We start from the raw sequence: 24,066 nt of genomic DNA, 5'->3' as shown, positions 1-24,066 counted from the left end.
TGCATCCGTAGCTCAGCTGGATAGAGTACTCGGCTACGAACCGAGCGGTCGGAGGTTCGAATCCTCCCGGATGCACCATCTCTTACTTGATACGGCTTTCACCGCGGTATCAATATCGGCAGTAAAGCAAGTTTTCCGATGCATCCGTAGCTCAGCTGGATAGAGTACTCGGCTACGAACCGAGCGGTCGGAGGTTCGAATCCTCCCGGATGCACCATATTCTCCGTACTTTCAGTGATGAAGATACGGATAAGATAGCGGTAATCACCGCTGGCACCAGGAAGGATAACGTTGCATCAGCAACGGCCCGAAGGGCGAGCCTTAAGGCGAGTAATCCTCCCGGATGCACCATCTTATTTAGTGTGGCAGTAAATGCGACATCAAATCTTGTAGTAAACATCATTTCCAATGCATCCGTAGCTCAGCTGGATAGAGTACTCGGCTACGAACCGAGCGGTCGGAGGTTCGAATCCTCCCGGATGCACCATATTCTCCGTACTTTCAGCGATAAAGATGCGGATAAGATAGCGGTAATCACCGCAGGCACCAGGAAGGATAACGTTGCGTCAGCAACGGCCCGAAGGGCGAGCCGTAAGGCGAGTAATCCTCCCGGATGCACCATATTCTCCGTACTTTCAGCGATGAAGATGCAGATAAGATAGCTATAATCCCCGCTGGCACCAGGAAGGATAACGTTGCGTCAGCAACGGCCCATAAGGCGAATAATCCTCCCGGATACGTCACTGCCCCGCAATCGCTTTTCCCCTTATCCTGAACACACCTCTTCATCTCTATTAGCGACAAAATCAACCAATTGCGATAAAGTACTGTCTGGTTATTCGGTTTGCGAGAACACGATGTACGCACGTTATGCTGGTTTGATTTTTGATATGGACGGTACTCTCCTGGATACCGAACCCACGCATCGCAAAGCGTGGCGTGAGGTTTTGGGGCGCTATGGTCTTCGTTTTGATGAACAGGCAATGGTCGCGCTTAACGGTTCGCCAACCTGGCTTATCGCCCAGTCAATCATTGAGCTTAACCATGCCGATCTTGATCCCCTGTCACTGGCGCGTGAGAAAACCGACGCGGTAAAAAGCATCCTGCTGGACTGCGTAGAACCGCTGCCGCTGGTTGAGGTGGTCAAAGCGTGGCATGGGCGGCGTCCCATGTCGGTCGGTACCGGTAGCGAAAGCGCTATCGCGGAAGCCTTGTTAGCGCATCTGGGGCTGCGTCGTTATTTTGATGCGGTTGTGGCGGCAGATCACGTACAGCATCACAAACCTGCGCCTGACACCTTCCTACTGTGCGCCCAGCGGATGGGCGTCATGCCGACGCAGTGCGTGGTATTTGAAGATGCCGATTTTGGTTTACAGGCGGCGCGGGCGGCGGGAATGGATGCCGTGGATGTCCGACTATTGTGAGTGACGGACTGTCGCTCCTGTCTCTGTTTGCCAGTAGTTTTCTCAGCGCGACGCTGTTACCCGGTAATTCTGAGGTGGTTTTGGTTGCTATGCTGGTCTCCGGCGTCAGCCATCCCTGGGTCTTAGTCTTAACAGCAACAATGGGTAATAGCCTTGGAGGGGTAACTAACGTTATTCTTGGGCGTTTCTTTCCGCTGCGCAAAACGTCGCGCTGGCAGGAAAAAGCGACTGGCTGGCTAAAGCGTTATGGCGCAGCCACACTATTATTAAGCTGGATGCCGGTCATCGGTGATTTGTTGTGCCTGTTAGCGGGATGGATGCGCATCCCGTGGGGGCGGACGATCTTTTTTTTGTGTCTTGGTAAGGCGCTGCGCTATGTTGCGCTCGCAGCGGCGACGGTTCAGGGCATGATGTGGTGGTAATAATTGTAGGTTTGGCATGTATGGCCGCCATTACAGTTATGCTTATTAAAACGATTTGGACAGGCGGGAGGTCAATTTGATCCCGGACGTATCACAGGCTCTGGCCTGGCTGGAAAAACATCCTCAGGCGTTAAAGGGGATACAGCGCGGGTTAGAGCGCGAAACGCTGCGTGTCAATGCTGATGGCACGCTGGCGACAACAGGTCATCCTGAAGCGTTAGGTTCAGCGCTGACCCATAAATGGATTACCACGGATTTTGCGGAAGCCCTACTGGAGTTTATTACGCCAGTCGATGGCGATATCCAGCATATGCTCACTTTTATGCGCGATCTCCATCGGTATACGGCCAGGAAACTGGGCGATGAGCGGATGTGGCCATTAAGTATGCCCTGCTATATTGCGGAAGGGCAGGACATAGAGCTGGCGCAGTACGGCACATCCAATACCGGGCGTTTTAAGACGCTCTATCGCGAAGGGCTGAAAAATCGTTATGGCGCTTTGATGCAAACCATCTCCGGCGTACATTACAATTTTTCATTACCGATGGCGTTCTGGCAGGCGAAATGCGGCGTTACGGAAGGTGAAGCGGCAAAAGAAAAAATTTCTGCCGGCTATTTTCGTCTGATTCGCAACTATTACCGTTTTGGCTGGGTCATCCCCTATCTGTTTGGCGCGTCTCCGGCCATTTGCTCCTCTTTCCTGCAAGGGAAGCCAACCACATTACCGTTTGAAAAAACGGACTGCGGCATGTACTACCTGCCATATGCGACGTCGCTGCGTTTGAGTGATTTGGGCTATACCAATAAGTCGCAAAGCAATCTGGGTATTACGTTTAACGATTTGCATGAGTATGTGGCAGGTCTGAAGCGGGCGATTAAAACGCCGTCAGAAGAGTACGCGCGGATTGGTGTGGAAAAAGACGGTAAGCGGCTACAGATTAACAGCAACGTTCTGCAAATTGAAAATGAGCTGTACGCGCCCATTCGTCCCAAGCGCGTGACGCGCAGCGGCGAATCGCCTTCAGATGCGCTTCTGCGTGGCGGTATTGAGTATATTGAAGTTCGTTCTCTCGATATTAACCCGTTCTCACCGATCGGCGTAGACGAGCAACAGGTGCGCTTCCTCGATCTGTTTATGGTCTGGTGCGTATTGGCCGATGCGCCGGAAATGAGTAGCGATGAGCTGTTATGTACGCGTACTAACTGGAATCGCGTTATTCTGGAAGGGCGTAAGCCGGGCCTTACCCTGGGGATTGGCTGTGAAACCGCGCAGTTCCCGCTGCCCAAAGTAGGGAAAGATCTCTTCCGCGATCTGAAACGCGTGGCGCAAACGCTGGACAGTATCCACGGGGGAGAGGAGTATCAAAAGGTGTGTGATGAGTTGGTCGCCTGCTTTGATAATCCTGAACTGACATTCTCCGCCCGGATCCTACGGTCTATGATTGATGAAGGCATTGGCGGCACCGGGAAAGCGTTCGGTGAGGCTTACCGTAATCTGTTACGCGAAGAGCCGCTGGAGATTTTACAGGAAGAAGAGTTTATTGCTGAACGTGACGCTTCAGTACGTCGTCAGCAGGAGATTGAGGCGGCGGATACCGAGCCGTTTGCCGCGTGGCTTGCAAAACACGCCTGACCCAAAAGAAAAAGGCCACTCACGGAGTGGCCAAAATTTCATCGCTGAAAACAGGGATGATGATAACAAATGCGCGTCTTTCATATACTCAGACTCGCCCCGGAACAAAGAGTTCAGTTTATTTTTAAAAAATTATCGGAGGTGACTAAATGCCATTATTAGATAGCTTCGCAGTCGATCATACCCGGATGCAAGCGCCGGCGGTCCGGGTTGCAAAAACGATGAACACCCCGCATGGCGACGCAATCACCGTGTTTGATCTGCGTTTTTGCATTCCGAACAAAGAAGTGATGCCGGAAAAAGGGATTCATACGCTTGAGCATCTGTTTGCTGGCTTTATGCGCGACCACCTCAACGGTAACGGCGTTGAGATTATCGATATCTCGCCGATGGGCTGCCGTACCGGTTTCTACATGAGCCTGATTGGCACGCCGGACGAGCAGCGTGTTGCCGACGCGTGGAAAGCGGCGATGGCGGATGTGCTGAAAGTGCAGGATCAAAACCAGATCCCGGAGCTGAACGTTTACCAGTGCGGTACGTATCAGATGCACTCGCTCAGTGAAGCGCAGGACATTGCCCGTCATATTCTGGAGCGTGATGTGCGCGTGAACAGCAATAAAGAGCTGGCGCTGCCGAAAGAAAAACTGCAGGAATTGCATATTTAGTCTTATTGGTGAGCGGTTCCAGTATTTAAATTAACCCCGGTTTATGACCGGGGTTTTTTATTGCTTAATATAATTTGTATTTATTATATTTGCGGCAAGAATAAATTTTAAATTAAGTAATGCCTGGCCTGTTAAATAATAAAATGTGATCTGGTAAACAGAAAAGGCGGATAACTCACGATGCCAGAGTGTATTGATCACATAAACTAAAAATCATAAATAATTAATAGAAAAACATAATGGAATGCGCCAGATATCCAGGTAATAACAAGACTCTACTAATAGCCGGTCGATGGGGTTTTTAGCAAATCTTATCTGGTATACATCAAACTTAAGGGATAAAAAATGAAGGCTAAATATTTGGCGCTGATGATCGGTGCTTGCTTTTCTCATAACCTTTGGGCAGCGAATAATATCACTATTGAGCAGCGTCTGGCTGAACTGGAGCAACGTGTTGTTAATGCTGAAAAACGGGCATCCGATGCCGAGGCGCAAATTCGCTCGCTGAAACAGCAGCAGGTCGCCGCTACGCCGACGGTGAATGTCCAGTCCGCCGAGCCCATTGCAGCAGATAAAACGCCGCCGAAGCTGACCTTATCCGGATTCAGCGATATTAAGTTCTATGGCGATGTCGAATTTAATATGGATGCGGCAAGCCGTTCCGGTAGCCTGACCTCGATGAGAACGTCAGCGAATAAAGATTGGGCATCAGGAACCAATGAACGCTGGGATATTAACGGACGCCTGTTGCTGGGCTTTGATGGCTACCAGCGGCTGGACAACGGTAATTTTGCCGGATTCTCTGTACAGCCTCTGGCGGACCTGACCGGAAAAATGAACCTCGATGATGCCGTTTTCTTCTTTGGTCGTGAGAATGACTGGAAAATTAAGGTTGGTCGTTTTGAAGCCTACGATATGTTCCCGCTGAATCAGGATACGTTTATTGAATATTCGGGGAATACAGCGAACGATCTTTACAGTGACGGTTACGGCTATATCTATATGATGAAAGAAGGACGGGGACGTAGCGACAGTGGGGGTAACTTCCTGCTGAGTAAAACCATCGACAACTGGTATTTCGAAGTTAACACATTGCTGGAAAATGGTAGTACGTTATATACCGAGAAGCAGTACCACGGAATGGATTTAACCAACGATAAAAACGTGGCTTACGTCCGTCCGGTTATCGCCTGGCAAAACGGGCGTTTTTCAACGGCGATAGCGATGGAAAGTAACGTCGTTAACAACGCCTATGGCTATTATGAGAATGGGAAGTGGATCGATCAGTCAGATCGTACGGGCTATGGTTTTACCATGACCTGGAATGGTCAAAAAACTGACCCGGAAGATGGCGCAGTGATTAACCTGAATACCGCCTATATGGATGCGACCGATGAGACAGATTTTACCGCTGGGGTGAATGCGCTGTGGCATCGATTTGAACTGGGTTATATCTATGCGCATAACAAAATCGAAGCCTTCAATGCTACCAATATCGATGCCGTTTGTGAGGACGATTGTTGGATCACCGATCCCGGCAATTATGATATTCACACTATTCATGCCTCATATTTATTCCCCAACGTGATGGATATGAAAAACTTTAACATCTACCTCGGTGCCTATGCTTCATGGGTAGAGGCCAATCCGAATAATGGCGATAACAGTGAAGATGCGCGTTACGGCGGGCGTCTGAGATTCAAATATTTCTTCTGATTGTTGATCTATTAAAAAAGGGATCCGCAGATCCCTTTTATCAGATAGTTAGTGCGCGCCGCCACCGCCGCCGCCCGCACCGAAGGGCGGTTTGGCGAACCACACCAGGCCGAGCAGCACCAGGAAGATCCCCGCCGACATCCAGAAGATTTCGTTGGCGGAAATAATCAGCCCCTGATTCGTGATTTGCTGGGCTATCCAGCCTGACGCCTGTTGGTGCGTCATCCCTAAGCCTTCCAGTTTATCGTACATAGCCTGAGCGTTTGGATTATACGCCGTAACCGACTCGGTGAGCTGAGCATGGTGTAGCGACTCACGATCGGTCCACATAGTGGTGGTAATCGAGGTGCCGATGGAACCTGCCAGCGTTCGCGTGAAGTTCGACAGGCTTGATGCCGCCGCCAGCCGTTCTGGCGGTAACCCGGAGAGCGTAATGGTGGTCAGCGGCATAAAGAAGCAGGCGACGGCAAATCCCTGAATAAACTGCGGCCATGCGGAAGCGCCGAAATCCATACCCGGTTCGAACGTCCAGGCGCGCCAGTAAAAACAGACGGCGTACATAATGAAGCTGAACGTGACCAGCCTGCGCATATCCAGTTTATGCGCGAAGCGTCCGATAATCGGCGACAAAATTACCGGAATAATACCGACTGGCGCTGACGCCAGACCTGCCCACGTTGCGGTATAGCCGTACACCTCTTGCAAAAGCTGCGGCAATAGAACAATGGCGCCGAAATAGAGCATATAGGCAAGGCTGATGCACAGGCAGCCAATCGTGAAGTTACGCGATTTAAAAAGAGAAAGATCGACGATAGGGTGATCGTCGGTCAGTTCCCAGACGATCAGGAAACTGATGGCGATGACGGCGACCACGGTCAGGATGATAATTTCCTGCGAGGAGAACCAGTCCAGCTCTTTACCGCGATCGAGCATAATTTGCAGGCTGCCGATGCCAATCACCAGTAACGCCAGCCCGACGGCGTCAATACGTCGCCGTTCGGTATGCGTTTCACGTCCGCGCAGCGTGTGTAACGTCATCAGGACGACGGCGATGCCAATCGGCACGTTGATGAAGAAAATCCATCCCCAGTGGTAATTATCACTGATGTAGCCCCCCAGAATCGGGCCGCAAATCGGCGCGACAATGACGGTCATTGACCAGAGCGCCAGCGCAATGGAGCGCTTTGCAGGCGGATAGTTATTCAGCAACAGGCTTTGCGAGAGCGGAATCAGCGGCCCGGCGACCACGCCCTGCACCACGCGGAAGAAGATCAGCATATTCAGGCTGCTGGATACGCCACAGGCCCAGGAGGCCGCGGCAAAGGCGACCGTCGACCACATGAACAGTTTGACTTCGCCAAAACGTTTCGCCAGCCAGCCGGTTAAGGGAATCGAGATAGCGTTCGCCACCCCGAAAGAGGTGATAACCCATGTCCCCTGGCTTAGGGAAGAACCCAGGTTCCCGGCGATGGTCGGAATCGCCACGTTGGCAATGGTGGAGTCCAGCACCTGCATGAATGTCGCCAGCGACAGCGCGATCGTCATGATGACGAGCTGCGCGCCCTCCAGCGGTTTTTGCTGTTGCATCACACGCACCTCAGGATTAACCCGCGTTAGCCTGTACGATGTCGTCGATCAGTTTATTGACCGGCGCGAGATTAATTTCGCGTGCGTTACTTTCGGCAACCGGCGTCGTTCGTACCTGGCTGGCCAGTACCTGACCGTCGCGATTAGCGGTATCCACGGTGACCAGCGTCGATAAACCAATACGCAGCGGATGTTGTTCTAACTGTCGGGCGTCCAGTTCGACGCGTACCGGCAGACGTTGAACTACTTTAATCCAGTTACCCGTCGCATTTTGCGCGGGCAGCAGAGAGAAGGCGCTGCCTGTTCCCATATCCAGACCGACGACTTTACCGGTGTATTTTACGTCGTCGCCATAAATATCAGTAATCACCGTCACTGGCTGCCCAATGCGCATATTCGCTAATTGAGTCTCTTTAAAGTTAGCGTCCACCCACAGATCGGTTGCAGGCACCACGGCCATCAGCGGCGTGGTGGGGCTGATCTGCGCGCCAGGCTGGACGGCGCGGCGGGAGACATAACCGGTCATTGGACTGACGATGCGAGTACGCTCCAGCGCCAGCCAGGCGTTACGCACTTCGGTCGCCGCTTGTTGAACCGCAGGCTGATCTTCCAGATTACTGTTGAGTATCATTGCCTGGTTGGCATTGTACTGTTGAATGGCGACATCCAGCTGTGCCTGCGCGCTGGCGACGGCATCGCGGGCGTGTTGCAGCTCTTCCCGGCCAATAAGATTGGCATTACCCAGCGGCACACGACGGTTAAGGTCGCTCTGCGCTTGCGCCAGGGCGGTTTTTTGCACGTCGATATTCGCCTGCAACTGCTTACTGTTAATCATCAACTGGTGCGTTTGGCGCACGCTGGAGGCCAGCGCCGTTTTGGCTCTTTCAAACGCTTGTTTGGCGTCAGTCTGATCGAGCGTGACCAGAACATCGCCCTCTTTTACAAAGTCGGTGTTATCAGCCCAGACTTTCGTCACGCTGCCTGACACCTGCGCCATGATTTGAACCTGGTTCCCTGCCACGTAAGCATCATCTGTCTCTTCAATATGACGCAATACTAAAAACCAATAAATTCCATATGCCACGGCAATAATAACAAAGAGCAAGGTAAGAAGTAGCAGCGCTGTTTTGCGTTTGCCTTTCTTCTTAGCCGGTTGCTGCGGGGTTTGGATCTCCGCATTTGCGCTCATGTTGTTCTCCACGATCTTATTATTCACATCGGCTGAGCCGACCTGTTGTCAGAAAGGCCAGCAGTAATGCGTGCCGGCCTGTCCGCTTTCCTGTTATTAATCTGGATTTTTGAGCGGGTCGGCGCTTTAGCGCAGCGCCTCAAGAACAGTGCCTTCCTGCTCCATTTGATCAAGACGCGTCAGGAGTTTACGAGTGATGTGCTCAAGTTGATCTTTTTCGGCTGTGCTAAGTGATGACCAGAGTTGATGCAGACAATGATGCTGAGGCGGAAGCACTTCTTGCAAAAATGCCTGGCCTTTCTCCGTTAATTGCAGATGCAGGCAACGGCGGTCGTTATCGCTCTCACGACGCTCAATCCAGCCGCGTTTTTCCAGCTCATCTGCAATGCGTGTCGCATTGGTGCGAGATGAACCCAGCGCGCAGCTTAATTCAGACGGCTGAATACTGTGGTTTTCCTGAGACTCCAGCGTAATCAACGCCATAAACAACGTCTCGTTAATCCCTTGAGCCTTCAGCATCTTATTGCGGTTTTCCAGGAGCTTGCCTTGCATGTGCATACAAAGACGAGTCAAAAGAATTTCCTGATAAGGAAAGTCTTCGTGACGGCTGGCGCGAAATTTTAGCATTTGTTCAATGGGCGTAAACGAACTATCCATTTGGGCATGACCTCATTAATTTCAGCCGATATAGTAACGACAGTGACAAATAAAGTAAATGTATTATTAATACAAAATCATTCTTTCAGGCTATAAAGCAACCAATGATACGCAGACTGAGACGCCAGCGGGAACATTGGGCCCGGTAAAGCGCCGCCTGCGGCAAATCCAGGAATGACGAGAAAAGCGTGAGTGCCTGCATGAAAAAATCAGGAGAGAACGATAAGCGGGAGGGGCGAAAGCCGGGTAAACGGCCTTACAACCCGATGCAAAAGCCACCGGAATATCACGGATAGCTATCGGTGAACGACCTTCGAATCCTTGAACGGGCGCTATTGGCCTGGGAGCAGATGGGGATGCAGGGCTTTCCATAGAATTATATTATTCTTCACCGGTATAAAAATAACCATGATAAATGAATAGCATAACCTTAACAGACTGGGGAGCTCCTTAACACCCTAAGGAGCTTAAACAAAGGTAAACGCTCACTATCCGCTTAATTTACGGCTTCCTGTCGGTGAAAACCTCGCCACCAGACCAGTAAATTAAGTAAGGCTACCGTGACACCCGCCAGACAAACGCCGGCCCAGCCAGCATGTTGCCAGGCGGAGGCGGAAATCAGCGACCCCGCGGCGCCACCGATAAAGTAGCTGGTCATATAGCCGGCGGTGAGCCGGTTACGCGCATCCGGATGCAAACGATAGATGACCGTCTGATTGGTGATATGTACCCCCTGAACGGTGAGGTCCAGTACCAGAATGCCAATAATCAGCGCCAGTACCGAGGTGTGCCCAAGCCAGATAGCCAGCCAGGAGAGTAACAGCAGCAGTAAGCCGAACGTGGTGGTGAGGTGAGATTTACCTTTATCGGCAAATCCGCCAGCCGGACGCGCGCCTAAAGCGCCGGCGGCCCCCGCCAGGCCAAACAGGCCAATCATCCCCTCGGAATAGCTAAACGGCGGCGCGGCGAGCAAAAAGGCCATTGACGTCCAGAGGATGCTGAAATTAGCAAAGGTCAGACAGCCCAGCAGCGCGCGGGTACGCAGCAGCTTATCGTGAATAAACAGGCTGAATACAGAACCCAACAGTTGCGGGTAGTTAAGATGGGTGTCGGATTTGAGCTTTGGCAGTCCGCGCCACAACGCGACGGCCATCAGCGCCATCAGCGCCGACGCTACCCAAAATACGGTGCGCCAACCGCCGAGGTTTGCCAGCAGTCCGGCGACCGTTCGCGCCAGCAGGATCCCCAGCAACAGGCCGCTCATAATGGTGCCGACCACTTTACCGCGGGTGGCGGGCGTCGCAAGTGTGGCGGCCAGCGGAACCAGAATCTGCGCCACCACGGAGAACAGTCCGGTTAAGGCCGTTCCGAGTATCATCATGCTAAGCGACTGACTGCTGGCGGTGATCAGCATTCCGCCAGCCGCCAGCAACGTCATGGAGACAATCAGCGTTCGGCGTTCAAACATGTCGCCGAGCGGCACCAGAAACAACAGGCCAGCGGCATAGCCCAACTGCGCGGCGGTAACGATAAACCCTGCGGAGCTGGCGGAAAGCGAAAAGTGATGCGCGATGGTATCAAGCAGCGGCTGGGCGTAGTAGTTGCTGGCGACCGCCAGACCCGTGGCCACAGACATTAAAACGATCAGCGCCGGGCTAAGCCCATGAGTGGGTTTCGTCATGATGGTAATCGTGATTTAGATAATTATTTCCTGGGAAAACAATCATAGCGGATGTTGATGAATAAAGGGGAACAGTGACGTGATGAATCGTGCGCTTTGAGGAGAGATTGAATAGACCGGATAGCGGCGCATGAACTGCGCCTTATCCGGCATAAAAAACGATATTATTTCTGCGCGGCCAGCGCTTCTTTCACCCAGCCGTCAAACTGCTGCTGGTGGGCGTTGATCCAGCCGTCTACGTGGCCCTGAACATCGGCTTCAGACGATTTACCGGCATGCATCATGGCGTTCTGCGCGTTGATATCCGCCAGCGGCAGCTTCATGATGGCGAACAGTTTCGCCGCCGCCGGGTTTTTCTCCGCCCATGCCTTATTGGCGACAATATGCATAGTATTGACCGGGAACCCATAGTTCGCGCCGTTCGGCAGTTTAGTATCAATATTTTTCTGTTCGCCCGGCAGGGAGGAGAACGGCACCTGTAGCCAGACGACATCTTTACCCGGCTTCATTACGTCGCTCACCCAGTACGGGGTCCAGGTGTAATACAGCACCGGCTTGCCTTCTTTAAAACGGGTAATGGTATCAGCCATCATCGCCGCATAGTTACCGTGGCTGACCTCAACGGTTTTTTGCAGATCAAACGCTTTATTCTGGTGATTGATTACGGCTTCGCAGCCCCAGCCCGGCGAGCAGCCCATCATGTCCGCTTTTCCGTCGCCATTAGTGTCGAAGATTTTGGCGATTTTCGGATCTTTTAGCTGAGCGATATTGGTGATGTTGTACTGCTCGGCGGTTTTTTTATCGATCAGATAGCCCTGCGCAGCGCCGGAGACGAAGACGCCCTCGCGGTAAAACTTGTTGTCTCCGCCTGCTGCGGCATACATATCATCATGCAGCGGCTGCCAGTTCACGGCGGTAAACGTCGCATCGCCAGAGGCGATGGAGGTGTAGCCTACGTTGTAATCGACTTCACTCGGCTTATTTACGGTATAACCCAACTTTTCCAGCGCCCGGCTGACCAGTAACGTCTGGAAGGACTCTTCAGAAATCGTGCTTTGGATAGGTTGAACGGTAATGCCTTTGCCAGGCAGGTCGGCAGCGAAAGCGCTGGCGGTGACAAGGGTGGCAAACGCTGAGGCAAATATCACAGTATGTCGCATCGTTGTTCCTTTAATTATGGTAGGGAGTTGTAAGCCCGGTAAGCGCAGGGTCACCGGGCGTCAGGAGAGTTACTTAACGAAAGGGCGGGTGATTAGCCCAACAGGACCGGTGGTATACCAGCAACGGTTACCGCGGCTACGTGAGTCGCGCCCGACGGCCTGCGTCAGACGGTCCAGAATGATGGCGAGAATCACAATGCCGACGCCGCCGACGGTTGCCAGCCCCATATCAAGACGACCAATGCCGCGTAGTACCATCTGACCAAGCCCGCCGACCGCAATCATCGAGGCGATGACGACCATCGAGAGAGCCAGCATCAGCGTCTGATTAACGCCTGCCATAATGGTGGGCATCGCCAGCGGTAGTTGCACTTTGAACAACATTTGGCGCGGGCTGGCGCCGAACGAGCGCGACGCTTCAATTAAGTCGGCAGGCACCTGGTTAATGCCCAGGATCGTCAGGCGTACAATCGGCGGTAGAGCAAAAATAATCGTCACCACCACGCCCGGCACGTTACCGATGCCGAATAACATGACAATCGGCACCAGATAGACAAACGCGGGCGTGGTCTGCATCGCATCCAGCAGCGGACGAACTATTTTGGCTGCGCGCGGGCTGCGCGCCAGCCAGATTCCCATCGGTAATCCGATCACGACGCAGAACAACAGGGCGGTCAATACCAGCGCCAGGGTAATCATCGCCTGTGACCAGGCGCCGATCGCGCCGATGGCGATCAGCGATATCAGCGTTGCGATCCCCATGCCCACGCCGGAAACCTGCCAGGCAATCAGCGCAAAGAGAATAATCGCCACAGGGGCGGGCATTCCCAGCAGCAGTTGCTGAAAGCCGTTAAGGATGTAATCCACCGGCACACGAATCCCCTGAAAAAGGGGACGGAAATGGGTGACGACCCAGTCAATTCCCTCTGTGACCCAGCTATCCAGTGGGATCAGCGTTTTATGGAACGGGTCCAGAAGAGAAAAGTGTTCAGGGGCTGGCGCGGGCGCGCTGTTCAACCAGTCGGTACTGCCGCCGTCCGTGGCTACGCCTGCCGGTGTTCCCCAGGCATCAGCCGTTTGCGTCGTAGTATCGGCCACCTGTGCGGTATCCCACGGATTCGTTTGATCAGCCATTGTTACCCCCCTCGCGATCTAAAGCCTGTAGCAACATACGTTTTGAAATAATGCCAACATACTGATGTTCTTCATCGACAACCGGCACCGCGCAGGGCGCCTGGCCGACGTGAGAGAGCAACTCGCTGAGTGGGGTTTGCGCGTCAACGACTAAAGGGTCGTCGATAAGCGCCGCTTCAATCCCTTGCGCCTGGCTTAATGCCGCTTTTAATGAGTCGATGGACACGACGCCCACGAATTTATTGCCACGCTCAATGACGTAACCATATTCACGGTCTTCATCCTGTAATAATTTCAGTGCCGAACGGGGACCAAAACCTGGCGTTTTACGAATTAATCCGACCGGGCTGCGACGGGCAATATCTTTGGCGCTAAATACCTGACTAATATCCACGCCACGGAAGAACGTGCGGACATAATCATTTGCCGGATTATTCAGGATCTCATCCGGCGTACCAACCTGTACGACCTCGCCATTTTGCATAATGGCAATCCTGTCGCCAATACGCATAGCCTCATCAAGATCGTGGGAAATAAAGACAATGGTGCGCTGATGTTTCGCCTGTAATTTCACCAGCTCATCCTGCATTTCGGTACGAATTAATGGATCGAGGGCGGAAAACGCTTCATCCATTAATAAGATATCAGGGTTGATTGCCAGCGCGCGGGCAAGTCCAACACGCTGACGCATCCCACCGGAAAGTTCATCCGGATAGGCATGAGCGTAATTTTCAAGCCCCACCTGACGCAAGGCGTCCAGCGCTTTTTCGCGACGCTCTTGCGCTGCGATGCCCGCTAATTCCATACCGAATGCCGTATTATCCAGCACGGTCATATGGGGCATGAGCGCAAATGACTGGAAGACCATCGCAATCTTTTTCCTGCGCACCTCGCGAAGCTCAGCGTCTGATATTTTGGCAATATCAACGCCGGCGATCAGTACCTGTCCGCGGGTGGGTTCAATCAGGCGATTGAGAAGGCGTACCATTGTGGATTTACCCGAACCGGATAATCCCATGATGACAAATATCTCGCCTTCTTCAATGGCCAGACTGGCGTCTTTAACGCCAAGCGATAGCCCCGTTTTTTCCAGTATTTGCTCTTTCGATAGTCCCTTTTCAATATATTTGAAGGCACGCTGTGGATGCTCTCCAAATATTTTATACAGATTCTTCACTTCTAATTTAATTGCCATGCAATAGAACGATTCCTGTTATTTACTTATGTCGATATGTTACCTGATAGAAATAGTTACCTTTTTCTACCCTAACATACTCAGAATCTGAGACAACCCTGAATTTGCTTCTGGCATGAATATTGCGAGGTGCTATTGGCTGTGATTTCCCATGATATAAGGGCTGAACGCGAATGGGGAGGGAGAGATATTTTTTGGAACAACCAGCAAAAATCCACCTGAATTGGGGGGATTCAGGTGAATAATCTCACTCGTATTGAGTGTAGGACATGTTGTAATATTTGCGCGATTTGACTCCCTATTGCTTGAAATAAAGGCATGGGAAATGTAACGTTATTTCCCATGCCCGTAAGGTTAAAAATTCCAGTCTTCGTCTTCGGTTTCGACTGTTTTCCCCATCACATAAGATGAACCTGATCCGGAAAAGAAATCATGATTTTCGTCGGCATTCGGCGAGAGCGCGGCAAGGATTGCGGGATTCACGTCAGCCATCTCTGGCGGAAATAACGCCTCATAACCCAGGTTCATTAAGGCTTTATTGGCGTTGTAGCACAAGAAGGCTTTGACGTCGTTAACCCAGCCGGTTTCCGCATATAACGCTTCTGTGTAGCAGATTTCGTTGTCGTACAGTTCCATCAACAAATCCAGCGCGAAAAGCTTTAACTCTTTACGCTCGATTGCCGATAGTTTTTGTAGCGCTATCTGATACTTATAGCCAATATAATAACCGTGAACCGCTTCATCGCGAATGATTAAACGAATCAGGTCGGCAGTGTTCGTGAGCTTACCGCGGCTGGAGAAATACATCGGCAGCCAGAAGCCGGAATAGAACAGAAAAGACTCTAAAAAGACGCTGGCAATCTTTTTCTTTAGCGGTTCATCGCTGACGTAATGAGCCAAAATAATCTGCGCCTTACGCTGAAGCGGCGGGTTTTCTTCGCTCCAGGCGTAGGCGGCATCAACCTCTTTCGTCTGGCACAGCGTGGAAAAAATAGAACTGTAAGAGCGGGCGTGTACCGCTTCCATAAAGCTGATGTTCGACAGTACTGCCTCTTCATGCGGCGTGATGGCATCTGCCATTAACGACGGCGCGCCAGCGATGTTCTGGATAGTGTCGAGCAGCGTAAGACCCGTAAACACGCGAATAGTGAGCTGCTGTTCGGCGGCGCTCAGCGTCTGCCAGGCCGGAATATCATTCGATAACGGCACTTTTTCCGGCAGCCAGAAGTTACTGGTCAGCCGGTTCCACACCTCCAGATCTTTGTCGTCCTGGATCTTGTTCCAGTTGATGGCGCTAATACGAGATAATTTCATATGGCTTTCCTTATAGCGCGCAGGATACGCAGCCTTCAATTTCAGTACCTTCCAGCGCCAACTGGCGAAGCCGGATGTAATACAGTGACTTAATACCTTTTCGCCAGGCATAGATCTGCGCTTTGTTGATATCGCGGGTCGTGGCGGTATCGGGGAAAAACAGGGTGAGCGACAGCCCTTGATCGACGTGGCGCGTGGCCTCGGCATAGGTATCAATAATTTTTTCCGGACCGATATCGTAAGCATCCTGATACATGTCCAGGTTTTCATTGGTCATAAACGGCGCGGGGTAATACACACGCCCGGTTTTGCCCTCTTTGCGAATTTCAATTTTGGCCACAATCGGATGAATGCTGGAGGTCGCATGATTAATGTAAGAAATCGAACCGGTCGGCGGCACCGCCTGCAAATTTTGGTTATAGATGCCATAGCGCATCACATCGTCGCGCAGCTTTAGCCACATTTCTCGTGTAGGTAGCGTAATGCCGCTGCGGGCAAATAGCGTTCTGACTTTCGCCGTTTTCGGTTGCCAGTCGTCCTGTAAATACTGCGTAAAATAGTCGCCGCTGGCATAGCGCGACTGCGCAAATCCGGCGAAGGTTTTGCCGCGTTCGCGGGCCAGCCGCATTGAAGTATGCACGGCATGCCAGGTAATGGTGTAAAAATAGAGATTGGTGAAATCCAACGCCTCCGGCGAACCGTAGGCAATGCCTTCTCTCGCCAGATAGCCATGCAGATTCATCTGGCCCAGACCGATGGCATGAGAGGCGGCATTACCGGCGGCTATTGAGGGCACGCTGCGTATATGGCTCATGTCCGACACCGCCGTCAGGCCGCGAATAGCGGTTTCTACGGTACGGCCAATGTCCGGTGAATCCATGACGTGAGCGATATTCAGCGAGCCGAGATTGCAGGAGATGTCATGCCCGATGTGGGTATAGTCAAGGTTATCGTCGTAACGGGAGGCGCTATTGACCTGTAAAATTTCCGAGCACAGGTTGCTCATATTAATGCGACCAGCAATAGGATTCGCGCGGTTTACCGTATCTTCAAACATGATGTAGGGATACCCGGATTCGAACTGAATCTCCGCCAGTGTTTGAAAAAAGTCACGGGCGTTAATATAGGTTTTGCGCACGTGCGGATCGGCAATTAATTCATCGTACCGTTCGCTAATGGCGATATCGCCAAACGGTTTGCCGTAGCGTCGTTGTATGTCATAGGGCGAAAAGAGCGCCATTTGCGCGTTTTCTTTCGCCAGCCGGAAGGTGATATCCGGGATCACCACGCCGAGAGAGAGCGTTTTGATCCGGATTTTTTCGTCAGCGTTTTCTCGTTTGGTATCCAGAAAACGCAGAATATCCGGGTGGTGCGCATGGAGATAAACCGCGCCGGCCCCCTGGCGCGCGCCAAGCTGGTTGGCATACGAAAACGCGTCTTCCAGCATTTTCATCACCGGGATCACGCCGGAAGACTGATTCTCAATGCGTTTGATCGGCGCGCCCGCCTCGCGCAGATTGGAGAGTAAAAACGCGACGCCGCCGCCGCGTTTGGAGAGTTGCAGCGCCGAATTCACCGCCCGCCCGATCGACTCCATGTTGTCTTCGATACGGAGCAGGAAGCAGGAGACCAGTTCCCCACGCTGCTGCTTACCGCAATTTAAAAAAGTCGGGGTAGCGGGCTGAAAGCGACCAGAAAGCATTTCATCGGTCAGTTGGGTGGCCAGCGTTTCGTCACCCTGCGCCAGCGTCAACGCCACCATTGTCACCCGATCTTCAAAGTGTTCCAGATAACGTTTGCCGTCGAAGGTTTTCAGCGTGTAACTGGTATAGAACTTCCAGGCGCCAAGAAACGTCTGGAAGCGAAAGCCGCTGGCGTGGGCGTGCTCGAACAGGCGGAAGACGAAGGCGCGGTCGTAACGCGCGAGGACAGCGTCATCGTAATACCCTTCCCGAACCAGCGTCTCCAGACGTTCATGCTGGCTGGCAAACGTCACGGAATGCGGGCGGACGTGGGCGGCAAAGAAGGCGTCGATCGCCTGCTGGTCCTTGTCGAACTGAATATGGCCTGCTTTATCATAAAGATTCAGCATCGCGTTCAGGGCGTGGTAATCCATGGTTTCCTGCATTACGCGCTCCGGGGTAGTTGTTGCCAAAATTCATTTACTCCTTTTCGGACGTTATCGATGTCGCGTTGTGTGCCCATGAGCTCAAAGCGGTACAGCCAGGGGACGCCGCATTTTTGTGCTATCACATCGCCAGCGCATCCCCAGGCATCGCCGAAATTGCGGTTACCGGAGGCGATGACGCCGCGAATGCGCGCCCGGTTGTGTTCATCATTTAAAAAGCGGATCACCTGTCGCGGCACTGCACCGGCCATCCCGCCGCCGCCGTATGACGGCACAACCAGAATGTACGGTTCGTCTACCTGAATTCGCTCCCGTTCATTGAGCGGGATACGCGTGGCAGGCAGCCCCAGACGCTGCATAAAACGGTGCGTATTTTCAGAGCTGCTGGAGAAGTAGACGAGCGCGCTCATGCGTTTGCCGCGTGGGGTGTCGGGTGCAGACGGTTAATCATGTCCGGGCGGAAGCCAGACCAGCTCAAATCGCCCGCCATCACCACCGGTAATTGACGAAATCCTTGCGCCCGGAGCGTATCCGCTGCATCCGGCACCAGATCGACGTTCACCATCTCAAATTCAAATCCACGGCTTTCCATCGCCCGCTTTGTGGCGTGGCACTGAACACAGTTATTGCGAGTGTAAATAGTAATGCTCATGATTCGTATTTCCATTTAAAATGAGAAAACGGCGCGATGAAACGCGTCGGATTGTCGGGTGTTGATACAGGAAATACTAGATGTAGTTGAATTAAGATTCAACCATACAAGATATGGGAATTTTCGATTGATTTTAACGCCGCAGATGAACGCAGCGGGGTAGGGGCGGCATGGCTAATTTTTGCCGGATGGCGGCGTGAACGCCCGATCCGGCCTGCAGGTTCACGCATAACAGAGTTGGCTGGCATCCGCGCCATCCGGCAACAATGCGTCACATTCGCATACCGATCGCCAGACGGTTAAAGCAGTTCATTAAACCGATGGCGAAGGTCAGATCGCTGATTTCACGCGCGCTGAAATGATCGAGCAGCGGCAAGTAAACATTATCTTCGGCGTGGGTTTCAGCAATGTGCGTCACCGATTCCGCCCAGGCTAACGCCGCGCACTCTTGCTCGCTGAAATGGTGGCTTACTCGCCATCCTGCCAGCGCATCTAATTTAGCTTGATTCACGCCAGCCTTACGCAGCGCTTTGCTGTGCATCTCCAGGCAAAATGCACAACCATTTATTTGCGAAACACGCAGGTAAATCAGCTCCATCAGCGTGGGGTCAAGCGTGCTCTTTTCCAGCGCGTTTTTCGCCTGCACCAGAGCGCTGTAAACCTCCGGGCTCAGTTCATAATAGGGTTGGCGTAACGTCGTCATCATGTTTCTCCTCGTGTTGATGACGAGCACTGTAGCACTATAATGGTCTGTAAAAGAGGGCCATATTTTTACAGAAAAAGCAGACCATATGCCGCGCTATCAGCACATCGCTCGTCAGTTAAAAACGGCCATTGAGCAAGGAGAACTCGCGCCCGGAACGCGTTTGCCTTCCAGTCGGACGTGGGCGCAGGAACTGGGCGTTTCTCGCGCCACGGTGGAAAATGCCTATGGCGAGCTGGTGGCGCAGGGCTGGCTGGAGCGACGTGGCCAGGCAGGCACGTTTGTGAGCAACGCTCTACGGTTTGAGACGGCGCCGCCGATACCCGCTGTTTTTGCCGGAGAAAGTCCGGAACCGAAACCCTTTCAGATGGGGTTACCGGCGCTGGATCTCTTTCCACGCGAGAAGTGGGCGCGAGTAATGGGGCGTCGGTTGCGCACGCAGACACGCTTCGATCTGGCATTAGGCGACGTCTGCGGCGAGGCGATTTTGCGCCAGGCGATAGTCGATTACCTGCGGGTTTCGCGTAGCATTGAATGTCTGCCGGAACAGGTATTTATTACCTCCGGATATGCGGATTCTATGCGGCTAATCCTGCGTACATTGTCTGTGCCGGGAGACAGCATGTGGGTGGAAGATCCCGGCTTTCCGTTAATTCGCCCGGTGATAACGCAGGAGGGGATTACGCTGGCGCCGATTCCGGTCGATGCCGATGGGCTGAATGTCGCGGCGGGGATGCGGGATTGCCCGCAGGGACGCTTTGCATTGGTGACGCCCGCCCATCAAAGTCCGTTGGGGGTGGCGCTGTCGTTAACTCGCCGACGGCAACTTCTGGCATGGGCGGCGAATGTGCAGGCCTGGATTATTGAAGATGACTACGACAGCGAATTTCGTTATCACGGTAAACCGCTTCCGCCGCTCAAGAGTCTGGATGCCCCGCAGCGAGTGATTTACGCCGGAACGTTCAGTAAGTCGCTCTTTCCGGCATTACGTACCGCCTGGCTGGTGGTGCCGATAAAGCAGATTGAGCATTTCCGCCAGCAGGCGTCGCTGATGCCCTGTAGCGTACCGTTGTTATGGCAGCACACGCTGGCTGATTTTATCCGTGATGGCCATTTCTGGCGGCATCTGAAAAAGATGCGCCAACATTATGCTCAGCGACGGTTATGGATTGAAGAGGCGCTGGCAGAACAGGGATTTGTCGTGACATTACAGAAAGGCGGTATTCAATTGGTTATTGAGGTTGAAGGTGATGATAAAGCGCAGGTAGCAAAAGCGAATCAGGCCGGACTGGCGGTACAGGCGCTAAGCCGTTGGCGAGTGGTTTCGTCAGGAAAGGGGGGCATTTTACTGTCGTTTACCAATATTACTTCCGCTGGCATGGCGAAACAGGTCGCATGGCAGCTTCGACAGGTGATACGGTAACCGTTTCGCCGAATGGCGCGACCTGGGCCTGCGGCAATGATGCAGGCCCCATAAAGTATGTCGCCATCCGGCTGCGCACGTCGTTAGCGACGCAGGCTAAGCAGCGCCCCGATAAAAATCCCTACCGCTGCGGCGGTTCCTACGCTACACCAGGGTTTTTCACGCACAAACGTATCCGCGCATCCCATCGCATCACAGGCGGCTTGTTTTACGCGAGTACGACCCTGCATCCGCGCCCGGGTCTCTTTCAGCAACGCCTGTGCTTTGCGTCGCGCAGCCTCAGCTTCGTCTTTCGCATCGCTTCCCCAGGATTTAAGGACATCTTCCAGACTGTCGGCTAATCGATTGACATCATTCTGAATATCCTGAACACCATCATCGACGTCGTTTCGGTTCGGTTTGTTAAGCATATGATCCTCCATTGATTTCGATGTAGCTTTCAGTGTAGTTCATATTTTTACCTGCTGAGGCTTGTTACGGCGATATCATGCGTTTCTGGACTTTTCTGAAAGCGTTGATAACGCGCTATCGGGTAAGGTAAGCCCGCAGTAAAAGAGAATGAGGATAAAATATGTATTTACGACCTGACGAGGTGGCGCGGGTACTGGAAAAGGCAGGGTTTACCGTCGATGTGGTGACGAATAAGACGTATGGTTATCGACGCGGCGAAAATTATGTTTATGTTAACCGCGAGGCGCGTATGGGGCGTACCGCGCTGATCATTCATCCCAGATTAAAAGACCGTAGCTCATCACTGGCTGACCCGGCTTCGGATATTAAAACCTGCGATCATTACCAAAATTTTCCGCTCTATTTAGGCGGCGAGACCCACGAACATTACGGTATTCCCCACGGCTTTAGCTCCCGAATAGCGTTAGAACGTTATCTGAACGGGCTTTTTGGCGACGAAAAAAGCGACTAAAAGCGCGACTGGCAATGCCAGTCGCGACGTTAACTTATGCCTTAGCCTGATGATAGCTGCTCACTTTAAACAGGCGGCGACAATAATCCAGGAAGTAGCCATAAACCGCGCCCATTAACATTGAAACAACAATGTTTGAACTCACGGCGGCCACTATCTGATGCCAGCCGGCGCCGACGGTCAGCAAGATGATAATATAAACGGGTGACTGAAAGGTGACATAAGCCAATACATCCGCCAGGTTTTTGGCCCATCCCGCCGGGCTTGCCTTACGCGCGACGCGCATAATCAGATCGCGGTAAACGCCGTATGGCCATGCAATCAAAATGTTGACAGGTATCGCCACCAGCCTGGAAGAAAGCGACTGCTCAAAGCTCATTCCGGAGAGGAATATCTCGATCAACATGTTCACAACAGAACAGTAAACAACCATCGCAAACGTGTCTGCTACGGCATGACGCAAGCGTGACTGTGGAGAGAACATGTTAATGCTCCTTGTAGCGTATCGATCAGAATGAGGTGATGGTTGGTAGTGAAATCATAAAGCACTTTTGTCTTTGCATAGAGTATATCCCTATATAATAACTATCAACTAGTGTAATATTTTTATTTATAGGCTTTTTGTCGATAAAATACTCTGTGATTGTGTGTTTTTTGCTCGCGGCGAGATTTTCGTTGTTGTTAGTCATTAATTACTTTTAAATCAATGCATTATAATGCATTGTTTTTCTGGCGATTTTCAGCCACATTCCAAATGTTGTCAGATGCGATGTATTCTCGGCTAACGGCACGCGCTCTACTTTTCTCAGCATAATTATAGCTATTGCAGGCTGATTTTTAGCATAAAGCTCTGATGATGATTTTTGAATGGTTAATCTCTTATTGTGCTGAAATATTCACTTCTGTATAAGGTCAGCCACCGTGAGGGTCACCTCGGTTACTGAGATACGCAATACGCTATAAACAGCCAAACGGGAAACCTACAGATATACCGTAGGCAGAATAACCTGAAACACGCAGGGGGTAATGAATATAACCTTCTGGTTAACAGATTAATATAATTAATCGAGTTATGCTGTGTATATCTGTATGAACTTTAGGATCTGGAAATATAATCAACAATCGCATACAATACCGTCTGTAATAGTTTTTTGTTTTCTGCGTTAAAAGGTTTTTATTGATATGAATTTGATGTTACAGAACTTAAATAATATCCGCACGCTGCGCGCTATGGCTCGCGAATTCTCCATTGACGTTCTTGAAGAAATGCTCGAAAAATTCAGGGTTGTCACTAAAGAAAGACGCGAAGAAGAAGAATTGCAGCAACGCCAGCTTGCCGAGAAGCAGGAGAAAATTAATGCCTTTCTGGAGCTGATGAAAGCAGACGGTATTAACCCGGAAGAGTTATTTGCCATGGATTCAGCAATGCCGCGTTCTGCTAAAAAGCGCCAGCCGCGTCCGGCAAAATATCGTTTTACTGATTTCAATGGCGAAGAAAAAACCTGGACCGGACAAGGTCGTACGCCTAAACCGATTGCCCAGGCGCTGGCGGCGGGGAAATCTCTGGATGATTTCTTAATCTAATCACGGATAGCTTTTAACAGATGGCGCTTCGTTTCCTGACTCTATTAACCGGGACTCAGGGAACGTTGCGCCATGCTCATTCTGATAAATCAGCACACGCCAAAATCGCCCTCTTCGCAATAGGGGGTGACATCTGCCGCTTTGAGGATCAATTTTTCGCCCGGTTCATTACCGACCTGTACCGCGACAATATGATCCTCGTTGACTTCAATCACTTTCAGTTTCGGCCCACCCATTCGGGGCTGTACGATATCGCCTGGTGTGAACATCACGCCCTCCTGTTGAACAATGGTATAAACCCGCCTTCAGTCTACTACACACCTACCGACGCGCGGTGAAGGTACCGCTTAATGAGTACGGGTATTCCAGGGCATTTTTTCCAGTAGTCGCGCCATTCCGCAGAAGCCGGTCATGCCTGCCAGCATTAACCCGGCCCCGACAAAACCGCTAATGAGGAAAAAGCCGCCGTGGACCGTATAGCCCAGAATCACCCCAAGCAACGTCAACCCGCCGGCGGCGATTTGCACCTGACGCATCAGTGGCAACGGTTGCGATTTGTCTTCTGTGACGGGCAATCCTGCCGCTTTCCATCCGTCGATACCGCCTTCCAGTAGACTGACCTGAGCTGGGGCGGCAATGGCTTGTAGTTTTGCTGCATTGCTGCTGGTTCGTTTACCTGACTGACAGTGAAAAATAATCTGTTCCGCTCGCAGGTTGGCGGGCAAATCGCCCTGTTCAAGCCGGGAAAGCGGCGCCAGTTGCGCATGTGGAATATGCTCGCGCAGATATTCGTCGGCGTCGCGTACATCAATCAGTTTCGCGCCTTGCGCTATCAGCGCTTGCGCCTCACGGGGGGAAACTATCCCAATGGACATCG

24 protein-coding genes and 3 tRNA genes are annotated in these 24,066 nt (G+C 52.0%); 11 read left to right on the top strand and 16 right to left on the bottom strand.

Annotated features, from left to right (window positions below):
• Nucleotide 1: 1 nt before the first annotated feature.
• The 8 genes from HV477_RS24260 to HV477_RS24225 all read left to right on the top strand — a co-directional run bounded on the left by HV477_RS24260 (nt 2) and on the right by HV477_RS24225 (nt 5,860).
• Nucleotides 2-78: transfer RNA gene (locus HV477_RS24260), tRNA-Arg, on the top strand.
• Between the two features lie 62 nt (nt 79-140).
• Nucleotides 141-217 (top strand) — tRNA-Arg (locus HV477_RS24255).
• A gap of 193 nt (nt 218-410) precedes the next feature.
• A tRNA-Arg gene (locus HV477_RS24250) sits at nt 411-487 on the top strand.
• Between the two features lie 370 nt (nt 488-857).
• On the top strand, nt 858-1,424 hold the full coding sequence (yqaB, locus tag HV477_RS24245) for a fructose-1-phosphate/6-phosphogluconate phosphatase (RefSeq protein WP_000271296.1): 567 nt from the start codon (nt 858-860) through the stop codon (nt 1,422-1,424).
• Nucleotides 1,421-1,846, top strand: coding sequence for a YqaA family protein (locus tag HV477_RS24240; RefSeq protein ID WP_001279499.1), 426 nt, complete (start codon nt 1,421-1,423; stop codon nt 1,844-1,846). The genes yqaB and HV477_RS24240 overlap by 4 nt, the downstream gene beginning before the upstream one ends.
• Before the next feature lie 76 nt (nt 1,847-1,922).
• Complete coding sequence (gshA, locus tag HV477_RS24235; RefSeq protein ID WP_000611821.1) at nt 1,923-3,479, top strand: glutamate--cysteine ligase; 1,557 nt, start codon at nt 1,923-1,925, stop codon at nt 3,477-3,479.
• A 149-nt stretch (nt 3,480-3,628) separates the two neighbouring features.
• On the top strand, nt 3,629-4,144 hold the full coding sequence (gene luxS, locus HV477_RS24230; RefSeq protein WP_001130194.1) for an S-ribosylhomocysteine lyase: 516 nt from the start codon (nt 3,629-3,631) through the stop codon (nt 4,142-4,144).
• Nucleotides 4,145-4,489: 345 nt separating this feature from the next.
• On the top strand, nt 4,490-5,860 hold the full coding sequence (locus tag HV477_RS24225; RefSeq protein WP_000645137.1) for a carbohydrate porin: 1,371 nt from the start codon (nt 4,490-4,492) through the stop codon (nt 5,858-5,860).
• Nucleotides 5,861-5,908: 48 nt separating this feature from the next.
• Here the strand turns inward: HV477_RS24225 and emrB are convergent, their stop codons facing one another.
• From emrB to HV477_RS24165, 12 genes are all read right to left on the bottom strand, one after another.
• Nucleotides 5,909-7,447, bottom strand: coding sequence for a multidrug efflux MFS transporter permease subunit EmrB (gene emrB / locus HV477_RS24220; RefSeq protein ID WP_001187298.1), 1,539 nt, complete (start codon nt 7,445-7,447; stop codon nt 5,909-5,911).
• Nucleotides 7,448-7,463: 16 nt separating this feature from the next.
• A complete protein-coding gene (emrA, locus tag HV477_RS24215) occupies nt 7,464-8,636 on the bottom strand; it encodes a multidrug efflux MFS transporter periplasmic adaptor subunit EmrA (protein ID WP_001275606.1) in 1,173 nt (390 codons plus the stop codon).
• A gap of 126 nt (nt 8,637-8,762) precedes the next feature.
• Entirely contained in the window at nt 8,763-9,293 is a 531-nt protein-coding gene (mprA, locus tag HV477_RS24210) for a transcriptional repressor MprA (protein ID WP_000378431.1), read from the bottom strand.
• Between the two features lie 496 nt (nt 9,294-9,789).
• Nucleotides 9,790-10,974, bottom strand: coding sequence for an MFS transporter (locus HV477_RS24205; RefSeq protein ID WP_000165769.1), 1,185 nt, complete (start codon nt 10,972-10,974; stop codon nt 9,790-9,792).
• A gap of 164 nt (nt 10,975-11,138) precedes the next feature.
• Nucleotides 11,139-12,134 (bottom strand): glycine betaine/L-proline ABC transporter substrate-binding protein ProX, encoded by a 996-nt coding sequence (gene proX / locus HV477_RS24200; protein WP_001216618.1) that lies wholly within the window; start codon nt 12,132-12,134, stop codon nt 11,139-11,141.
• A gap of 69 nt (nt 12,135-12,203) precedes the next feature.
• Nucleotides 12,204-13,268 carry a glycine betaine/L-proline ABC transporter permease ProW gene (gene proW / locus HV477_RS24195; RefSeq protein ID WP_079899034.1) on the bottom strand — a complete coding sequence of 355 codons (1,065 nt, stop codon included), beginning with the start codon at nt 13,266-13,268 and terminating at the stop codon, nt 12,204-12,206.
• On the bottom strand, nt 13,261-14,463 hold the full coding sequence (gene proV / locus HV477_RS24190; protein ID WP_079899035.1) for a glycine betaine/L-proline ABC transporter ATP-binding protein ProV: 1,203 nt from the start codon (nt 14,461-14,463) through the stop codon (nt 13,261-13,263). The genes proW and proV overlap by 8 nt, the downstream gene beginning before the upstream one ends.
• Nucleotides 14,464-14,817: 354 nt before the next feature.
• On the bottom strand, nt 14,818-15,777 hold the full coding sequence (gene nrdF, locus HV477_RS24185; protein ID WP_000777906.1) for a class 1b ribonucleoside-diphosphate reductase subunit beta: 960 nt from the start codon (nt 15,775-15,777) through the stop codon (nt 14,818-14,820).
• A gap of 10 nt (nt 15,778-15,787) precedes the next feature.
• Nucleotides 15,788-17,932: a class 1b ribonucleoside-diphosphate reductase subunit alpha gene (gene nrdE / locus HV477_RS24180; protein ID WP_052934597.1), complete on the bottom strand. Its 2,145-nt coding sequence runs from the start codon at nt 17,930-17,932 to the stop codon at nt 15,788-15,790.
• Nucleotides 17,905-18,315: a class Ib ribonucleoside-diphosphate reductase assembly flavoprotein NrdI gene (gene nrdI / locus HV477_RS24175; RefSeq protein ID WP_001275401.1), complete on the bottom strand. Its 411-nt coding sequence runs from the start codon at nt 18,313-18,315 to the stop codon at nt 17,905-17,907. The genes nrdE and nrdI overlap by 28 nt, the downstream gene beginning before the upstream one ends.
• A complete protein-coding gene (gene nrdH, locus HV477_RS24170; RefSeq protein WP_000028870.1) occupies nt 18,312-18,557 on the bottom strand; it encodes a glutaredoxin-like protein NrdH in 246 nt (81 codons plus the stop codon). Before nrdH ends, nrdI begins: the two co-directional genes overlap by 4 nt.
• Nucleotides 18,558-18,828: 271 nt before the next feature.
• Nucleotides 18,829-19,260 carry a carboxymuconolactone decarboxylase family protein gene (locus tag HV477_RS24165; RefSeq protein WP_000209815.1) on the bottom strand — a complete coding sequence of 144 codons (432 nt, stop codon included), beginning with the start codon at nt 19,258-19,260 and terminating at the stop codon, nt 18,829-18,831.
• A gap of 88 nt (nt 19,261-19,348) precedes the next feature.
• Between HV477_RS24165 and HV477_RS24160 the strand changes: the two genes are divergently transcribed.
• Nucleotides 19,349-20,683 carry a PLP-dependent aminotransferase family protein gene (locus tag HV477_RS24160; protein ID WP_001138467.1) on the top strand — a complete coding sequence of 445 codons (1,335 nt, stop codon included), beginning with the start codon at nt 19,349-19,351 and terminating at the stop codon, nt 20,681-20,683.
• An 83-nt stretch (nt 20,684-20,766) separates the two neighbouring features.
• On the opposite strand, the gene HV477_RS24155 is transcribed toward HV477_RS24160, so the two are convergent.
• On the bottom strand, nt 20,767-21,093 hold the full coding sequence (locus tag HV477_RS24155; RefSeq protein ID WP_001519557.1) for a DUF883 domain-containing protein: 327 nt from the start codon (nt 21,091-21,093) through the stop codon (nt 20,767-20,769).
• 161 nt (nt 21,094-21,254) lie between these two features.
• Between HV477_RS24155 and HV477_RS24150 the strand changes: the two genes are divergently transcribed.
• Nucleotides 21,255-21,605: a DUF2002 family protein gene (locus HV477_RS24150; protein ID WP_000281304.1), complete on the top strand. Its 351-nt coding sequence runs from the start codon at nt 21,255-21,257 to the stop codon at nt 21,603-21,605.
• A 34-nt stretch (nt 21,606-21,639) separates the two neighbouring features.
• On the opposite strand, the gene alaE is transcribed toward HV477_RS24150, so the two are convergent.
• On the bottom strand, nt 21,640-22,089 hold the full coding sequence (gene alaE, locus HV477_RS24145) for an L-alanine exporter AlaE (protein ID WP_000492669.1): 450 nt from the start codon (nt 22,087-22,089) through the stop codon (nt 21,640-21,642).
• Nucleotides 22,090-22,787: 698 nt separating this feature from the next.
• Here alaE and stpA point away from each other — a divergent pair.
• Nucleotides 22,788-23,189 (top strand): DNA-binding protein StpA, encoded by a 402-nt coding sequence (gene stpA, locus HV477_RS24140; protein ID WP_001051100.1) that lies wholly within the window; start codon nt 22,788-22,790, stop codon nt 23,187-23,189.
• A gap of 89 nt (nt 23,190-23,278) precedes the next feature.
• Here stpA and HV477_RS24135 read toward each other — a convergent pair whose 3' ends face one another.
• Both HV477_RS24135 and HV477_RS24130 read right to left on the bottom strand, forming a co-directional pair.
• The gene (locus HV477_RS24135; RefSeq protein WP_000494942.1) at nt 23,279-23,458 is read right to left on the bottom strand and encodes a hypothetical protein; all 180 of its coding nucleotides are present in this window, start codon (nt 23,456-23,458) and stop codon (nt 23,279-23,281) included.
• A 78-nt stretch (nt 23,459-23,536) separates the two neighbouring features.
• A complete protein-coding gene (locus tag HV477_RS24130) occupies nt 23,537-24,064 on the bottom strand; it encodes a rhodanese family protein (RefSeq protein WP_000022011.1) in 528 nt (175 codons plus the stop codon).
• Nucleotides 24,065-24,066 lie beyond the last annotated feature (2 nt).

The sequence above is a fragment of the Salmonella sp. SG203 genome, from assembly GCF_013350575.1.
GTDB classification, from domain to species: domain Bacteria; phylum Pseudomonadota; class Gammaproteobacteria; order Enterobacterales; family Enterobacteriaceae; genus Salmonella; species Salmonella enterica.
This window is presented reverse-complemented; position numbering and strand designations above follow the sequence as displayed.

What these genes read in the sequence shown, in the direction of transcription:
- emrB (WP_001187298.1), bottom strand. Translation starts at nt 7,447, where the DNA reads ATGCAACAGCAAAAACCGCTGGAGGGCGCGCAGCTCGTCATCATGACG.
- HV477_RS24130 (WP_000022011.1), bottom strand. Translation starts at nt 24,064, where the DNA reads ATGTCCATTGGGATAGTTTCCCCCCGTGAGGCGCAAGCGCTGATAGCG.
- HV477_RS24160 (WP_001138467.1), top strand. Translation starts at nt 19,349, where the DNA reads ATGCCGCGCTATCAGCACATCGCTCGTCAGTTAAAAACGGCCATTGAG.
- alaE (WP_000492669.1), bottom strand. Translation starts at nt 22,089, where the DNA reads ATGTTCTCTCCACAGTCACGCTTGCGTCATGCCGTAGCAGACACGTTT.
- yqaB (WP_000271296.1), top strand. Translation starts at nt 858, where the DNA reads ATGTACGCACGTTATGCTGGTTTGATTTTTGATATGGACGGTACTCTC.
- HV477_RS24165 (WP_000209815.1), bottom strand. Translation starts at nt 19,260, where the DNA reads ATGACGACGTTACGCCAACCCTATTATGAACTGAGCCCGGAGGTTTAC.
- nrdH (WP_000028870.1), bottom strand. Translation starts at nt 18,557, where the DNA reads ATGAGCATTACTATTTACACTCGCAATAACTGTGTTCAGTGCCACGCC.
- HV477_RS24155 (WP_001519557.1), bottom strand. Translation starts at nt 21,093, where the DNA reads ATGCTTAACAAACCGAACCGAAACGACGTCGATGATGGTGTTCAGGAT.
- proW (WP_079899034.1), bottom strand. Translation starts at nt 13,268, where the DNA reads ATGGCTGATCAAACGAATCCGTGGGATACCGCACAGGTGGCCGATACT.
- HV477_RS24150 (WP_000281304.1), top strand. Translation starts at nt 21,255, where the DNA reads ATGTATTTACGACCTGACGAGGTGGCGCGGGTACTGGAAAAGGCAGGG.
- HV477_RS24225 (WP_000645137.1), top strand. Translation starts at nt 4,490, where the DNA reads ATGAAGGCTAAATATTTGGCGCTGATGATCGGTGCTTGCTTTTCTCAT.
- luxS (WP_001130194.1), top strand. Translation starts at nt 3,629, where the DNA reads ATGCCATTATTAGATAGCTTCGCAGTCGATCATACCCGGATGCAAGCG.
- proX (WP_001216618.1), bottom strand. Translation starts at nt 12,134, where the DNA reads ATGCGACATACTGTGATATTTGCCTCAGCGTTTGCCACCCTTGTCACC.
- mprA (WP_000378431.1), bottom strand. Translation starts at nt 9,293, where the DNA reads ATGGATAGTTCGTTTACGCCCATTGAACAAATGCTAAAATTTCGCGCC.
- HV477_RS24205 (WP_000165769.1), bottom strand. Translation starts at nt 10,974, where the DNA reads ATGACGAAACCCACTCATGGGCTTAGCCCGGCGCTGATCGTTTTAATG.
- HV477_RS24135 (WP_000494942.1), bottom strand. Translation starts at nt 23,458, where the DNA reads ATGTTCACACCAGGCGATATCGTACAGCCCCGAATGGGTGGGCCGAAA.
- proV (WP_079899035.1), bottom strand. Translation starts at nt 14,463, where the DNA reads ATGGCAATTAAATTAGAAGTGAAGAATCTGTATAAAATATTTGGAGAG.
- nrdI (WP_001275401.1), bottom strand. Translation starts at nt 18,315, where the DNA reads ATGAGCGCGCTCGTCTACTTCTCCAGCAGCTCTGAAAATACGCACCGT.
- nrdF (WP_000777906.1), bottom strand. Translation starts at nt 15,777, where the DNA reads ATGAAATTATCTCGTATTAGCGCCATCAACTGGAACAAGATCCAGGAC.
- stpA (WP_001051100.1), top strand. Translation starts at nt 22,788, where the DNA reads ATGAATTTGATGTTACAGAACTTAAATAATATCCGCACGCTGCGCGCT.
- emrA (WP_001275606.1), bottom strand. Translation starts at nt 8,636, where the DNA reads ATGAGCGCAAATGCGGAGATCCAAACCCCGCAGCAACCGGCTAAGAAG.